The sequence below is a fragment of the Aquisalinus luteolus genome (assembly GCF_009712425.2).
Classification (GTDB): Bacteria; Pseudomonadota; Alphaproteobacteria; order Caulobacterales; family Parvularculaceae; genus Aquisalinus; species Aquisalinus luteolus.
The window spans coordinates 1-16065 of the sequence record NZ_VCJR02000006.1 but is presented as its reverse complement, the minus strand read 5'-3'; the positions used below and the strand labels follow the sequence as shown (position 1 = coordinate 16065).

Here is a 16065-nt window from a genome sequence, read left to right as displayed (position 1 = left end):
ACCATAAGTAACCATATGCAACTTACTGCGTCGGTGCGGCCGCGCGGGTCGCGCCGTCCTTCCAGATAAAAATTGGCCGGGCATCCGGCACGGCATGTGACCAGAATGATCAGTACTGACACCCTACGCGGCTTCGTAAAATCTTCTTTGCACGGCTTGGTAGGCGAAACGCGTACAAAAGAAGTTGTGCTGGTGAGCTTGCTGGTCAGCGGTCGTCATCCCAGAGCGTCTCATCTGGCCCGAAGTATTGTGGGCAATCTGGAAACCTACACCCTGTCGCTCCTGATCGAACGCTTTGCATCCAACCCGCCTGCCACCATCGACGCCTTGGTCACCCCGGCCATAAGGGCTCAGGGTCCTGAACCGTCTCAGGAACAAAAGGCGCTGGCAGGCAAGATCTTCTTCACCCCCGAGAGCGACCTTTCCGCCCTCCTGAGCGCGTCGAGTTGGGAAAGCCTGATCCTGCAATGCCTCCTACGGCCTGACAGCATGGCCATGAAGGCCTTGGCCAATCTCAGCTCGGCGGATGCCGACGCCGCCAAGGCACTGGAAAACATTTCCAGGCTGGGTGAACAAGACAAGGATCTCCTGAAACCTGCGCTTGCGCCGTTCTTCACGCAAACGCCGGACAAAAAGACGCTTGATGACCTGTACCTTCTGTTTCTCGGTCGCCCCCTTAACAAGAATGACGATGCCCAAGTGCTGGCCAGCATGGGCACGCCAGCCATTGTAAAGAAGCTGCTCACGTCCCGCGAGTGCGTGGAAATGCTAGCTGCTTACGGCTTGTCTGGCGACCTACACCACGAGAATCGGACCGGCTCGTCCCCATCCGAGGCGCTTTCAAGTTTTCATGGCCAGTTCATCCTGCCATTTGAGAAAGATAATTCTGGTACGGATCAAAGCACGCCATCGACATGGCATGATGCCCTGTACAGCGTGTTCCAGTCCGATGATTTTGCCCGTTTCATTCTGGCCAGGCTTGATCAGGCAGACGAAAGTCAACCAGTCACGGATAGTACGGACTGGCAGCCGACCACACGCCTTGCCAATCGGCCACTTCGATCTGTCATAGACCTGCTTTTCCAGCAAGGTGGCGAGACCGGTCAAAAGCGCGAGCAGTTGAAAGTTCTCATTGTCGAGTTGAACAAGTCGCACGAAGATGACCCTGTCCTGGCCAAGTTGAGGGACAAGATAGAGCAGGCCCAGCCTGGTTTTCTCTCTTTTGCCACACTCAAGCTCGATAACGAGAAAGCCGCTGCAGTCTGGACGATTTTCACCGGCCAGACTTTTACCGGTACACTCGCCGATTTCGAACAACCAGATAACGGCGCCGGCGAGACGGTTAGCGATTATGAACGTCTTATAAAGGCGATCAGTGATTCAGATGGCCTCTGGTACACACTGCAAACGGCAACGCTGGAAGATCACCCACTAGCTATGCCTGACGGCATTGACCTTGCTGCCACGGCCAGGACCTTGGCAAGCTTGTATTCGTTGCCAGATGACATGACCGCGCAGCTTCAGACCGCGACGGACCGCAAAGACGTACTCAGCATACTGTTTTCCAACCGCATATGGACTGCCACCTTTTGGGATTGCCTGCCGGGCACCGCCGCAACGCGGGACCTTGCCAAAGCTGTCTTCCGACGCGCCCCTTCCGAGCTGGAACGGATAAGAGATATTTATTCTCGACTTGGCGGAATGACGAACGGCATCACCATCGAAATCCCTGACACTGCGGATGCTGGTAAATTCGACATATTCAGGGATCTCATCGAGGCTCAGCATTCCTTCCTGAACCTTCCTGTCTTCAGTGAACAGATCACCCAAGAATCGGTCAACCGCCTTCTCCGGATCTTCCTTGGGCGGACGATCAATGCGAATGATGACATTAAACAGAGAATCCAGGCAGGCGGCGCCGCCCTGGTGCGCAAGCTTGTCGGCTCTGCAGAGTTCCGCAAGATTGTTCTGCGTGCCGCCGGCGGCGGGCACTTGCCTCATATTACCAAGCCCGGCCCTTCGATCACCGATTGTGCGATAGAGTTTGCCCATTTGTTCAAAATCATGGGCGAGAAGCGTGATGCACTTGTCCAATGCGAGACCTGGCAGGCTTTTTTTGAGGACATGTTCCGCCTGGAGCAGACCGGCTCGCTTATACTCGGTAGTGGAGAGACGTGCGGGCAACTTGTGTGCGACGAAGATTTGGCGACACTTTGCCAGCGAGTTTTTGGTGATGTCCCGCTACCGGTTACAACTCTTGCGCTGTTTCAGCCGAATGGCAGTGTTCGAGCCTGTGTCCGGCACGAGCCGGGCACCAATGTCGCGCAGAATTCCCGGCTCTCCGTAAACGGATCGATTCTCGGCATTGAGCCTCAATTGCAGCCGACCTCGTCTGAAACGATAACAGTCGTGGAATTCTCCAATTGGCGCCAGGACTCCCGCTCGGCCCGACTAACCGCGCCGCATTTCCTCATCGATCAGGACAACAGTGAATCTGCCACGCTCGTTCGCTGGCTTGAAACCGGCAACGAAGATGCGGATCTGCCGAAAATTCTCTGGCTGCTGGAAAATGGTGAAGCCAACCGTGCCATGACGATGATGCTACGCCTGGCGTTTGCAGAGAAACCGTCCCCGGTACTGGCCCTCGTCTATTTTGACCATCTACGCGATGCTGGCGATTTGGAAGAAGCGTGCAGTTACCTGCAATCGGTGGTCCAGCGCGACAGCACGCAAACGATCGACGTGATTGCCACATGCCTGGCTGCAGGCAACCTGCCTGATATGCTACAGGCAAACTTGCTTGGCACACTCAACAACGCCAGCCTGGATTATCCCTACATTGGCACTGTCTTGTACCGTCTCGGACTGGACGGGAGCGACGTGCACGAAGAAAACAGCGATACAACGCGCGGGCAGCTATGCCGATCTGCCGTGAACTCCATCCTGGATGGTGCGGCGGGGTATTCGCTCGACACCTTAGTGCCGGATGAGGTCAGCCTTGATGATCACTATACTGATGTTCTGAACGCCCTCATAATCCTTCAGGCCCCAGACGAGGCTGTTGCGGGATGGCTGGTCCAGGCCGACCAACGCGATGGCAACGCGCTGGACAATGTGATTGACAAACTGAAGAAGGCCGGACGCACGATTGCCCTGCTTGGACCGGCTGCTTGCCTGGAGCCTTCCCTTGCGGCACGCCTGAGGTTGGCTCGAGCCGTCGCCAAGAAGTTCGAAGAGCAAAAACAACACGCCAACGCCATAACCTATGCCATGGCAGCAGCAGAAGCGCGCAATTGGGCTGATATCGGATCTCTGGTCCAGGCGGCACAGCTGACACGAAAGTTCGGAGACAGACGAGTAGCGCTCGATCTGTTTGAGAAAGTGCTGAAGCTTGATGGTAAAAATCTTCGCCTGCTGGAGACGAAACTGCGCATCGAAAGCGATGTGATCGCCCGCAATCCGCTGCATCGCAAGGACGGTTTCGACCGCGACCTGAAGCGACTGCTGGAGGCCCGGACGAAAGCGCTCATGAATCGACCGGGAAATGTTTCCGTGCATGAAGATCTTGCACGGACACTGCTGCTGGCAGGCCGCAGGCAGGAAGCGAGGGAAATATTCGCCAATGTCGTCAGCTCCGGCAAGGGCAGCATCGACAGCCAGGTCCAGCTGATCAACATCACCTATCAGATGCGTGATTACGAGGAATGCTGCCGACTGGCCGAGGCCATTCCCGAAGACCAGATCAGCGAATGGGCCGTCGTCAACCATGTGCGGGCACTGCGCGCCATGGAACGAATCGAAGAGGCAGGGGCGCTTCTGGAGAAGCACTATAAACCCGAACGCGCATCCATCGCCCGCGAGCGCGTCAGAAACCTGTTCTTTGCAGGCGACTATGATGCCGCGCGCCGTATGGGTGAGGAAACAAGCGCCCAGCAGCCTGACGATACCGAGTTGCACCTGCTATGCGCCGCCGCCCATCTTGAAGCGGGCACGCTCGACATGGTTCGCCCCCACATTGAGAAAGCACATGAGGTAGCACCGCCGGGCAGCTTTATGGAGGAGCTCTGCCTGTTCGATTACGCCATCGCCCACAAGCTGAAGCAGGATGAGGTCGCCGAGAAGCTGGATCCGCTTTTCGGGGCCATGGGGTGTGTGCCGGTACGCTTTGCCGAAGGCAGCGAAAACACCTTCGATGACTTCATAGTCCCTGACGAGGAAACGATCGCTCAGGCAGCGGAGAAGTCCGGCAATCCCGATGATCCCTACCCGCCGCTGCACAAGGGGCCGCTCGTCTCCGTCATCATGACGAGCTATAACTCCGAACAGTATCTCGACACGGCGATCCGGTCGATCATGGAGCAGAACTACAGGAATATCGAGCTGATCGTTGTCGATGATTGCTCGACTGACAGCACACCGCAAATGCTGCAGGACTGGGAAGACCGTGACCCACGCGTAAGGGCAATCCTGAAGTCGGAAAACAGCGGCACCTATGTCAGCAAGAACATGGGCCTGTTGCTGGCGCGCGGCACCTATATCGCCTTGCAGGATTCCGACGACTGGTCCCACCCCGACCGGATCGGCAAGAGCGTCAGCGCTCTGGAGAAGCGACCTGACGTGATGGGCCTGACGACCGACTGGATACGCATGACGACGAATGGCGAAATCCAGATCAAGGCGGGCGGCCAGATTTCGCACGTATGCTGTATCTCCCTGGTGTTCCGCCGCGAACTGGTTCTGAAGGCCATTGGATTCTTCGATTCCGTCAGGATCGAGGCGGACATGGAATATATCCGGCGGATTTCGCTGACCTTCGGGGAATCGTCGATCCTGCGTTTGCGCTGGCCTCTCCTGTTTGGCCGCGCCCGCAGCGACTCGCTGACCGGCAACGAGGAATTCGGCATTTCGCGGACCGGCTTCAGTGCACCGCGACTGGAATATCAGCTGCATCAGGCAAACTGGCACCGCGAGATCGAAACCGGCAATACCACCGCCTACATGCCCTTCCCGCTGTCGGAACGAAAATTCAAGGCACCGGGCATTATCCTGCCGGTCAAGGAAGAGACTGAATAATTCCCATGCAGATCATCAACCAGACCATCTATCAGGAAAACCCGTATCACAGCCTGCTCTATCGTGCCCTCGGCGGGCGTTACTCGGCCAGGCGCGGCACAGTTGACGACGCAATCCTGTCCCTGCAGCGCAAGCAGGGTAACCTCCTTCACATACACTGGGAAGAACACCCCTTGCGCAAATGCAGCACCGGCGCAGAAGCGGCGGTGGTGGCGGACTATCTGATCGCACGTCTCTCCTACTTCAGGAAACTCGGTGGCCGGATCATCTGGACCGTGCACAATATCGAACCCCATGAAGGCGAATTTCGCGACCAGTTCCTGCGGTATCGCAAGGCTCTCGCCGGCCTGGCCGATCATGTCCATGTCCATAACCTGGCCGCCATCGAAGTACTCGCCAGCCAGACCGATATCGACAGGTCACGGATCGTGTACATCCCGCACCCATCCTATATCGGTGCCTATGAGGATACTGAACAGACAGTGCAGCCCCATGCCCAGCCAGACGAGAAGAAGGCCCTCTTCTTTGGCATGTTGCGACGTTACAAGGGTCTGGACCTGCTGTTCCGCGCCGTACCGGAGCCGCAGAAACTGGAACCAGGCCTGCAGATCGCCATTCACGGCAAGACCGTACCGGGCGACCCTTTCGCCGAGGAGCTGCAGACCTACAGCGCCATCGAGGGCTACGACATTCATGCAGAACGTGTTGAGGACCCGGACGTGCCCGGCCTGATGCGCTCAGCCCGCTGCATCGTCATACCCTACGAGAAGTTTCTGACATCAGGCGTCGCGCTGCTTGGCCTGACCTATGGTGTGCCTGTGGTCGCCCCCAATATCAGCCAGATGCGGGAGCTGTTCCCGCCGACCTGCCAGCGCCTGTTGTTCGAGCCGGGCGACGCCACCAGCCTCGCGGAAAAAATCCGGGAAGCCGTTACCCTGACTTCGGATGAATTTGACGAGATCAACGAGCTGAACCGCAAGCGCGCATGGTATTTGCGCCCCGAGCGGATCAGCACCATTCTTGGTACATTCTACGACAAGATGAAGGGCTGACCTTTACGCGGATACAGCCAATAAATGGCGGGCACGCTTCCCGCCATATCCGGATACTGGATCGCGCTATTTCAGCTCTGTATTGATCAGGTCGATCAATTCGCCGACATTGGCAGCTTCCATGATCTTGTCGACGGGCAGCTCGACCTTCACCTCGGACTCGATCTGCATAATCAGAACGCCATGGGAAAAGGAGTCCCAGCCAGGCACATCCGCGGCGACGGTTTGCTCACTGATCTTTTCCTTGTCGTAGCTGAATTCTTCGGCAATCGTCGTTTTGACGATGTTGGCGATTTCGTCTCTGGTCATGCGATATTTTCCCCTTGAAGAAACTTGTCGAGTATAAGCCTGTTGAGATGGCGGTTCTGCTTGCCGCTAGTTGATTTGTGAAGGGCGCCCTTTTCGACGACGAACAATCGCCGCAGCCCCACGCCCAGCTGCTCGCTGATCCGTGCGCGCGCGTCTCTCTCCGCCGTCTCGGCATCGCCATCATCGGTCAGTTCCGCCAGTGCATAAAGCTCGTTCGTGCCCATGCGCTCGCTATAGACACCAAATGCGCCACAGCGCCCCGGCTTGATGCCTGCCGTGTCATTGAGAATAACCTCTATCTCCTGGGCAAAGAAGTTCCGGCCATAGAGAATAAGCATGTCATCCTTGCGCCCGAGGACATAGAGTTCGCCGTCTTTCATGAAACCCATGTCACGGGAGAAATAGACGCCATCGACAATGGCATTCTCGTTCAGCTCCGGGCGCTTGTAATATCCCTCGAATGTCGAAGGCCCCTTTATGGCGATTTCGCCAATCCGCCCTTCCGGCAGCGTATTCTCGCGCCGGTCATCGACGATGGTTACGGTATAACCAGACAAGGGCACACCACAGGAGAAGACCCGTGCTGTCGGCTTGCCCGGGGTTGCCGGCACGACCTCTCTACGATCGAGCCCTTCCTGATCGAGATCCAGAGACCTCGCAGCCGTCTTCAGCGGCGTCTGGGAGACGGCAAAGACAGTTTCTGCCATGGCATAGCATACCTTGAGACTCTCCTCAGTGACGCCATTGTCGGCAAAGGCCTTGACGAACTGGGCATGTGTTTCCGGCCGGCAGACCTCAGAACAGTTGACCCAGTATTTCATGCTCGACAGGTCATGCTTCCAGTCACGGGCACGCTGGGCCAGATGCGAGAACGCGAAGTTGGGCAGCCAGCAATAATTGGCCTTTTCCCGCTCGATCATGTCGAACAGCTTTACCGGGCGCATCACCCACTCGAAATTGTCCATGGCGTGGACGGTCAGGCCGCGAATGAGCGGCAACATGAAGTTCGTGATCAGTCCCATGTCGTGATAGAGCGGCAGCCAGGTCGCAATCACGCTGTTGTCATCCATGTCCAGCGCGTCCTGGTAGATCGCCACCTGGGCCAGCACTTTCTCGTGGCTGAGCATGACGCCCTTTTTATTCGCGGTTGTCCCTGAACTGTGCTGGATGAAGGCGACATCAGAACCGCTGACCGCCTCGGGCTCCGTCAGCGCCACTCCATCTAGGGCAGGATCATCAGGATCCACAGCATGGGTAATGTCGCCATAGTCCGGAAGATTTTCGCGATACTGGTCGCGGATCTCTGCCGAAGCCACGATCATGCTAGGGGCAATCAAACTATAGAGTGCGCGGTGATTATCGTAAAACTTTTGCTTGTCCTGCTTGGCGTTTTCTGCTGGCATGAGCGACGGTATTGCACCAATCATCATAGAACCAGCAAAGGCTATGTGGAGTAGCGTGTCCATGGGATGCACAATCAGGACGATGTCACCCCGGCCAACTCCCTTGCTTTTCAAAAAACCGGCAAATTTCAGGGACTTACTGTAAAAATCACCAAAATTCAGGCATTGTGAACCTTGCGGCTTGTTTATGTTGATAAATAGCTTGCCCGGGTTATTTTCGGCATGATGGGCAAGCGCCTCGACAATAGTGGACATGGCATGAATCTCTGGACTAAGTACGACAGGTTGTTGTTAGTGAATTAAGCTCTTCGGGACAATCTTAAATTGGCTCGCTGATCCCCGCCCTCCGCTCTCCCCCGACGGATTCAGACAGAAAAGTTATGAGTAAGAAACCTACACTGATTATCTTCGGCAATTGCCAGGCTAGAATCATTTTCGAGCAGTTCGTTGACACGCCGTCATTGACTGACAAGTATGATATTCATTTCAAGTACAGCTTCAACCACCCTACGCGGAACACTGAACTGACCGATGATCAGATCGAGCGTTGCGAGATTGTCTGGGCTCAATACACCCAGAACATAACGGATGAGTTTCTGTCGGCCTTCCCTGACACAAGCCGCAAGCTCGTTTTCCCGAGCGCGGACACCTCAATGATGTGGCCTACCTATGCGCTTGATCCTCGCAACAAGAAGGAACCGCCTGACTTTCCGTATGGCCGGTACCCCTACGGTGACCGCATTGTCGTTAAGCTCATGAATAAGGGCTGCACCAGGGAAGAAATTCTCGACTCCTACCAGGAAGAACTGGAAAAAGTTGTCGGGTCATTTGACCGTATGCAGAAAATGGAGCTTCAGCGCTATGTCGCGCGAGAGCGTCATTGCGATGTCCATATCGGCAAATGGATTGTAAATTATGTTCCAAAGGTTCGTTTGTTCTGGTCTCCAAATCATCCGACTCGGCACGTCTTTCGCCAGATGGCTAAACGTCTACTTATGGATACGTTCAAGGACGAAAGCGTTTATGCGCCTTACTATGACGAGTTTCTGAAAAAACTGGGAAACAACGAATATCTGTCAGGTGACCAGGTACCGATACAGCCGATCGTTGCAGATAAGCTGGGCCTGGAGTGGTGGGACAAGGACGATACCTATCTTTTCAGGAAGACTGAAAAGATTACCGCGGACGAGTATCTCAGGCGATATATCAACTGGGAATAGCCTTTCCTTCCCCGTAGGATGCCTTTATTGCGGTCCGAATGCGCGGTTACGGATTGAAATATGAGTGAAGCAAGCGATTGGGCAGTAAGAAACGCGCTGCAAAACAGGGAAAGTTTCCAGGGTGAATATGCTGGCGTTCAATGCATCGCCAATACGCTCTGGATATTCTTTGCCCATGTGGATGTCCCCGCGGGAAAGGCAGCGCAGAGTAACGTCGCGCGCCATCTGGGTGGGAACAAGGTATTCCTGAACTGTCCTGGCAATAGCTGGTATCAGGAAGGGGTTCCGGGTATCGCCAGTGACCTGACCGGTGTCCTCAGCTGGCTGTCCGATCTCGTCTCCGAAACTAGCGCCAGCGAAATCAAGCTGGTGGGTCACTCGATGGGAGCATATGCTTGCTTGGCCGCCCGGGGCTGGCTCGGCGAGGGCACGTTCATCGCTACCAGCCCGGAACTTGAGCTGGACCATCCACACAGCCGCAGCGTGCGCAATAATGTGCGGACGGATCGCAACTTTAAATCATTGTACGACCTGCTGGAACAACGGGACTATACCGGTCAGGGTGTTACGGTCTTCGGCGCCTACGATGCCGTCGATTCCCTGTTTCTGGCGGATGAGCGCACCTATGATGGCAGGTTCGGCGAAATTCTCGTCTGCCCCTATCACCATGGCGTGACCGAGTTCTTCACCGCCCGCCGGCAATATCATCACCTCCTGACCAAGCCATTCGAAGCCATGGACAGCATGGTCAGCAGCGGCCTTGCCTTGCCTGTCACCGCCGCTGACAGACAATGCTACAGGGATTTCTACTCACTGGCGCTTGCCTGCTCCCGCCAGGACAGACAGAGCCTCGGCACGCTCCTGTCCAGCCATGATGACTGGGACAACGCTGGCTGGCACCTGGAGTCGGCGCATGGCTTCCGGATCATGGGGCGCAAGGATCATGCCCTCAATGCCGCCAGGATGGCAGCTGCCATCTGTCCGAAAGCACACGAATATCTCATCGGCTATGCGCGTTACGCCAAACTGGCCGGCGCGATGAGCGAGCACGAACAGGCACTCGACCTCATGCAGGAAAACCTTCCCCAGCATACCCTTATCCGTAACTACCTCGCCGAACACGACCGTGTTGCGGCAGAGTAGACGGTGTTATATTTCCACGGAACACGATAAGGATGCTGACTTGGGTGCCATTGTCTGGCAGGACCAGTATCGTCACAGCAGGAGACCATGATAGATGACCAGCACCGCGCCGCGTGACCTGAACGGTTTCACCGACCTTGCCGCCGGCATGCGAGCATGGCGCACATGGGCACTGCTGGCTATCGAAGATTACCGGGTACGGTATCACCGCACCCTAATTGGCCCTCTCTGGGTTGCGATTTCCTTCGCCGCTTTTGTCGGGGTCAAGATTTTCATATTCTCCTTCGCGATGAGCCGAGACCTGCAATATTACTCGGTTTATCTCTGTGCCGGTTTTCTTGTGTGGATGTTCATCGTGCAGGTCTTCAGCGAGGGCTGCACGACTTTCCTCGCTGCGAAGTCCTGGATACTGGGGATTCCGGCACCCTATTCCCTGTTCCTCTATCAGGGCATGCTGCGCAATATCGTCTCCTACCTGGTCACGCTGATCGTAGCTCTCATCATCGTCTACACCGTCCGCCCGGTTCCATTGCCCTATGTCGCCGTCTCGTTCCTGTCCTTTCTGCTTCTCATTTTCCTGATGTTCTGGGTACAGCTTTTTCTGGCCGTTTTGTCGGTCCGGATCAGGGATGTGGTTCAACTGGTCAATGTATTCATGCGGATTATGTTCTTCCTGACACCCATCCTGTGGATACCGAGTGCCGTCAGTGCCGGGGCACGAGCTTTTGCCCAATACAATCCGTTCACCCATTTGCTGGCCATCATCAGGGAACCATTGCTTGGCAGCATGCCAACTGCGGTGAACTGGTACGTGTATCTTGGACTGCTTGCCATTTCGATCATCAGCTCTCTCGGGCTATACAGTCTGGAATACAGAAGACTTGCAGCGAGATTATAAGCAATGGCGAAAATTGAACTCGATAACGTAAGCCTTGCCCTGTCGAACAGCCTGTTTGGCAAGGACGAGTATATCCTGCGGGAACTCAGCTTCACCCTCAATCAGGGAGACCGCCTCGCCCTGATCGGACGCAATGGCGCCGGCAAGTCGACACTGCTGAGACTGCTCTCAGGCGTCTATCTGCCCACAACAGGTGACATCAAAGTCGACGGCAAGGTCAGCGCCCTCTTCAATCTCAGTGTTGGTCATCGGCGTGAATCAAGCGGCCGGACGAACATGATCATTCGTACACTCATGCAGGGTGAGAAGTACGAAGAGGTGAAGGCGAAACTGCCCGAGATGGAGGCCTATGCGGATATTGGCCGCTATATAGAGCGCCCCATGGAAACCTATTCGCAGGGTATGGCGATGAGGGTAACCTTCTCCGCAGCCACAGCCTTCAGGCCCGACATACTCCTCATGGATGAGTGGCTTGGCGTAGGCGATGCTGAGTTCCGGGCAAAAAGTGCAGAACGCATGACCGAGATGTCCAGCAGCTCCGGCATACTGGTTCTCGCCACCCATAACGAGCGCCTGTCCATGGAAAACTGCAATCTCGGGCTATGGATTGACCGTGGGCGAATGAAAGCCCTGGGTAATGTTGAAGAAGTATGGGCCCAGTATAAAGCTTCGATGAAAGTATCCAGCGAAGTGCCACAACCCGACCAAATGCTGGATGACAGTAATGGCTGAGGTAAAACGGCAGCTCAATATCGCCGTTATCAGTGTCGACGCCATGCCAAAAGTAGGCGGCGTCTCTGCGATGGCACACCACCTGGCTAATGCCTATGCGGCGGCAGGTCATAACGTCGTATTCCTGGGGCCGCGTGGCACATTTGTACCATCTGATTTCAAAAGGCTCTATCATCTTCAGGATGACTATTTTTCTGTCCTAAAGCCGAAGGATCGTGAGGAATTTGAGGCAGAAGACCAGCGTATCGGGCGGGAATTGAAAGAGCTGTACACGCATTATAACATAGACCGTGTGTTGCTGGCGCATCCGTTTCATTACGGCGTCATGGCGATCGACATCGCCCATGAAATGAATATCCCTGTATCTGCGCTTTTTCACGGCTTCGAAATCCGCAGCCAGATGGTCGATGGCATACCCTCAGACCTGAGAGAAATTGTCGATAACCGGATGGTTCATCGCCTTGATCATCGCGCCTTTTATGTCGTGAGCGAGGCAGATGAACTGATCGCCAACTCCACCCATACTGCAGCGGTACTGGACCGTTTTGGAACGGGAAAGCAGGTCCATGTTTCCGGCTGCGGTCTGGATACGGACCATATCAGCCACCTTCCCGAAGATTTTGAAGGCAGCCGAAACCCCGCCCACATGCGCGAAAAACTTGGCTATCCCGATCGCCCCACCATTACCTATGTCGGTCGCCTGGTCGACAACAAGAAAGTCAACAGACTGATAGATATTTGCCATGCCGACCCAAACCTGCAGGCTATAATTCTGGGCGACGGCCCCTGCCGTACCGCCCTGCAGGCGCAGGTTACGGAGCTAGGCCTTGAGGATCGTGTCTTCCTCAAAGGCTATGTCAGCGAGGCCGAGAAGTGGCAAACCTTGGTGGCGAGCGACTTTCTAGCGCTGTTGTCCGAACCCAACGATACGTTCGGCCAGGTAGAAGGCTTCGGAATTGTCCTGCTTGAAGCAGCGGCGGCAGGGTGTATTCCCGTTTCCTCCGGCACCGGCGGTATGGGCGATGTTGTGCGCGATGCCGAGACAGGTATCCTGGTCGACCCTTCCCTCCCGCCAGCGCAAGCGGCGGCACGCCTTTCAGGCATTCTCGGCACACAGGACGCGACCAGCATCCTTCAGGGCGCGAGGTCTCAACTAAAATCGCGCTTCAACTGGGAAACTATCGCGCAGGTCATGCTGGAGCGCTGGATGGGCTTTACCCCAGCCAGCGACGAGACAGGCACAGATCAGCCGTCATCGTGATTTCCAGACCTTGATCAATTCTTTCGCCCGCGCGGAAGCCTGAAAGTTCTGGCCTATGTGGTCAAAAGCGGCATAACCCATTCGCCGCATTTTTCCCGGATCGTCAGCAAGGGTACCAAGCGCTTCGATGAAATCGCTCATTTGCTTATGCGGCACGAGCAAGCCCGTTTTTTCGTGGCGTATAGTCTCAATCAGGCCACCGACCTTGAACGCCACAACGGGTCGGCATGCCATGCCGGCTTCCAGTGGAACCCGCCCGAAAGGCTCCGGCCACATGGTTGGCAATGCCACCACCTGGCACCGCCTCATCCAGCGATACAGGTCTTGCCGAGATAGGTAGCCCAGCACCTCAACACGATCAGCAAGCCCTTTTTCTGCTGCTATCTCGTTAATCCGCGCCTCGATCCGCTCGCCACGCCCGGCAAAATAAATCTTTGCATCAGGCACCCGCGCAACAAGCTCGTCGATTTTCTTGACGAGGTCAGCCTGCCCCTTGTTCTCGTTCAGCATACCGACGACCAGAATGTTGAACCCGGGTAATTCCGCAACACCGCGATAACTCGCGATAATACTGTCCATATCGTCGGCAGGATTTGGCAAGTAGACGATGCGTGCACTATTGAAAATCCCGGCAATCTGATCATGCAGGAATTTACTGGTAACCACCACGGTATCCATTTGATGCAATGCGTGTTGCCGGTGTCTGCGTGTACGCTCGAAAAGTGATTTTATGAAGCCGCTATGCTTTTTTCTGTGCTCATAGCACTCGAAGTTGCACACGCCGCACAATTTCCCGTTGATCATCATGGATTGATTGTGGTTCATGCAGGCAAAGCGATTGTCCCGCACAAGGCCAATCATCCGCGCATTGGCTTTTTGCCGCAAACTCGCAACAGCAAGGATCGAGCGGTAATTATCTGCATGGATAGTAGCAGGCTGCATCCGTTTGACTACATCGGCAAGATAACGACGCCGCAGTGAATGGTCGACCTGGTCGAAGTCCGCAGGCACCCCCCCCTGTACACCCACCATGTAGTTCAGATGAATCATCCGCAAACGCAACGGGATGCGCCAAACCTCCCCCTGAAACAGATAGCCCAATAACCATAGCGCCTTTCTTGCAGCACGCATTGGCCTGCGGGCGGACTGATTGTCGGCAAACCGCTTCATCGATTGGGCGTGGTATGGCCACAATGTTGGCGCGGGGAATTCAATGACGCTGACACCATCCAGCTCATAGGTCGACGGGGCATCGATCGTATCGTTGAAAGTCACCACGAGGCATTTTTCGCGGTACTCAGACCGCGATAATGTAATGTGCAGACTAAGTTCCGCGCCACCATGCGAATTGGGCGGGTACCGGTCGGTCACAACCATGATACCATTACGATGGCTGTCGATCACTGCGTCGATGTCTTGAGATGTCATTTATTGATATTCTTTATTAAGTCAGCTCGGGCAGCTCGCCGCATGGTCAGGGTGTCGTGACCCTAGCCAACTGAAATGCTTGTGTAAATGAGAATGGCGCACGCATGACGGTACTGCCCGGACTGCTGCTCCCTTGCCTTAGATGACGGTTTCTGTAGTGATAAAGTTTGGTGTATCTGTACCAATCTGCGCCAGGCGAAAGCGAATGACGAAAGACATCAAACAAGACACGGCCAGGTATGTGAGACTGGATGCTGGCGATCCTGCGCCCTGGTTTTATCAACGCACCTTTGCCAATGACCGGTTCGCCTTTCACACGGCTGGTGGCCGATATATCGTTCTGTCCTTTTTTTCAAGCGCCGCTGACGAACATTCCAGGTCCGCGATCAAGGCGGTCATGGATCGCAAGGATCTGTTCGACGAGACGAAAGCGATATTTTTCGGCGTTTCGACAGACCCGGATGACGAGGGCCAGAAGCGTATAGCCGAGTTTTATCCCGGCTATCGGTTTGTGCTGGATTATGATGGCAGTGTCTCGCGGTCCTATGGCGTCCTGCCTGCGCAGGAAACCACCGGCACCAACATCACGAACCTGCCTGCGCGGCGACGCTGGTTCGTACTCGACCCGACCCTGAGGATTATGAACGTGATCCCGTTTCGACAGGACCGGAGCGATATATCCGATCTTGTAACCTATCTGGATGGGTTGCCGCCTGCTGCAGAATTTGCCGGGACACCATTGCAGGCGCCTGTCATTGTCCTGCCGAATGTTTTCGACAGGGCATTTTGCAATGAGTTGATAGGTCTATACGAAAAGAACGGTGGCACCGAGTCCGGCTTCATGCGCGAACGAGACGGCAAGACGGTGACAATGCATGATCACAGCCACAAGCGCCGGCGCGACTATCTCATTCAGGAGAACGAGATAATCCGTCACTCACAAAGCCTTTTCCGGCGGCGGGTCGTTCCCGAGATTGCGAAAATCCACCAGTTCAATGTCCAGCGAATGGAACGCTACATAGTGTCGTGTTACTCCGCCGAGGAGCAAGGTCATTTCCGTCCGCACAGGGACAATACGACCAAGGGAACGGCTCATCGCCGTTTCGCCGTTTCGGTCAACCTGAATGATGACTTCGAGGGCGGCGAAGTTGTTTTTCCTGAATACGGTCAGCGCGGATTCAAGATGCCCGCCGGCGGGGCGGTCGTGTTCTCATGTTCATTACTGCACTGCGTTCGTCCCGTAACCCGGGGCAAACGCTATGCCTTCCTGCCATTTCTTTACGATGATGCTGCCGCAAAGATCCGTGAGCAGAATAATTCATTCCTAGGTGAGGGTGTCGGGAAATATCAGGGCCGCTGAGGCTGCCAGACAGGCAAGCCTCAGCCTGTTTACCCCCTATCCGAAGTTAAAATCGCTCACATCGATGTCCGATGTATCGACGCCGATCAGGGTGATCGAGTTGTAGGTATCGCCGGTGATGGACACGACTGTGTCCGAACCATCCTGTACGACACTCAGCTTGGCAAAGGCATCGGCTGCGGTCTC

The 16065-nt window shown here is 55.4% G+C and carries 11 protein-coding genes; 8 read left to right on the top strand and 3 right to left on the bottom strand.

Annotated features, from left to right (window positions below; genetic code table 11):
• Positions 1-105: 105 nt before the first annotated feature.
• Together FF098_RS16555 and FF098_RS16550 are read left to right on the top strand one after the other, a co-directional pair.
• Complete coding sequence (locus tag FF098_RS16555; protein ID WP_155142665.1) at positions 106-5073, top strand: glycosyltransferase; 4968 nt, start codon at positions 106-108, stop codon at positions 5071-5073.
• A gap of 5 nt (positions 5074-5078) precedes the next feature.
• The gene (locus FF098_RS16550; protein ID WP_155142663.1) at positions 5079-6125 is read left to right on the top strand and encodes a glycosyltransferase family 4 protein; all 1047 of its coding nucleotides are present in this window, start codon (positions 5079-5081) and stop codon (positions 6123-6125) included.
• 66 nt (positions 6126-6191) lie between these two features.
• Here the strand turns inward: FF098_RS16550 and FF098_RS16545 are convergent, their stop codons facing one another.
• Together FF098_RS16545 and FF098_RS16540 are read right to left on the bottom strand one after the other, a co-directional pair.
• Positions 6192-6434 (bottom strand): acyl carrier protein, encoded by a 243-nt coding sequence (locus FF098_RS16545; RefSeq protein WP_155142662.1) that lies wholly within the window; start codon positions 6432-6434, stop codon positions 6192-6194.
• Positions 6431-8092, bottom strand: a complete 1662-nt coding sequence (locus FF098_RS16540; protein ID WP_155142660.1) for an AMP-binding protein — start codon at positions 8090-8092, stop codon at positions 6431-6433. Before FF098_RS16540 ends, FF098_RS16545 begins: the two co-directional genes overlap by 4 nt.
• Positions 8093-8217: 125 nt before the next feature.
• Between FF098_RS16540 and FF098_RS16535 the strand changes: the two genes are divergently transcribed.
• From FF098_RS16535 to FF098_RS16515, 5 genes are all read left to right on the top strand, one after another.
• Positions 8218-9057: a WcbI family polysaccharide biosynthesis putative acetyltransferase gene (locus FF098_RS16535; RefSeq protein ID WP_155142658.1), complete on the top strand. Its 840-nt coding sequence runs from the start codon at positions 8218-8220 to the stop codon at positions 9055-9057.
• Between the two features lie 60 nt (positions 9058-9117).
• Positions 9118-10200: a hypothetical protein gene (locus tag FF098_RS16530; RefSeq protein WP_155142656.1), complete on the top strand. Its 1083-nt coding sequence runs from the start codon at positions 9118-9120 to the stop codon at positions 10198-10200.
• A gap of 94 nt (positions 10201-10294) precedes the next feature.
• On the top strand, positions 10295-11098 hold the full coding sequence (locus FF098_RS16525) for an ABC transporter permease (protein ID WP_155142654.1): 804 nt from the start codon (positions 10295-10297) through the stop codon (positions 11096-11098).
• A 3-nt stretch (positions 11099-11101) separates the two neighbouring features.
• Complete coding sequence (locus FF098_RS16520) at positions 11102-11830, top strand: ABC transporter ATP-binding protein (RefSeq protein WP_155142652.1); 729 nt, start codon at positions 11102-11104, stop codon at positions 11828-11830.
• Complete coding sequence (locus FF098_RS16515; protein WP_166426604.1) at positions 11823-13091, top strand: glycosyltransferase family 4 protein; 1269 nt, start codon at positions 11823-11825, stop codon at positions 13089-13091. Before FF098_RS16520 ends, FF098_RS16515 begins: the two co-directional genes overlap by 8 nt.
• Here FF098_RS16515 and FF098_RS16510 read toward each other — a convergent pair.
• Positions 13083-14519: a glycosyltransferase family 4 protein gene (locus tag FF098_RS16510; RefSeq protein ID WP_155142649.1), complete on the bottom strand. Its 1437-nt coding sequence runs from the start codon at positions 14517-14519 to the stop codon at positions 13083-13085. The genes FF098_RS16515 and FF098_RS16510 overlap by 9 nt on opposite strands.
• 205 nt (positions 14520-14724) lie before the next feature.
• On the opposite strand from FF098_RS16510, the gene FF098_RS16505 reads away from it, so the two are divergent.
• Positions 14725-15879, top strand: coding sequence for a 2OG-Fe(II) oxygenase (locus tag FF098_RS16505; RefSeq protein WP_155142647.1), 1155 nt, complete (start codon positions 14725-14727; stop codon positions 15877-15879).
• Positions 15880-16065: the final 186 nt, after the last annotated feature.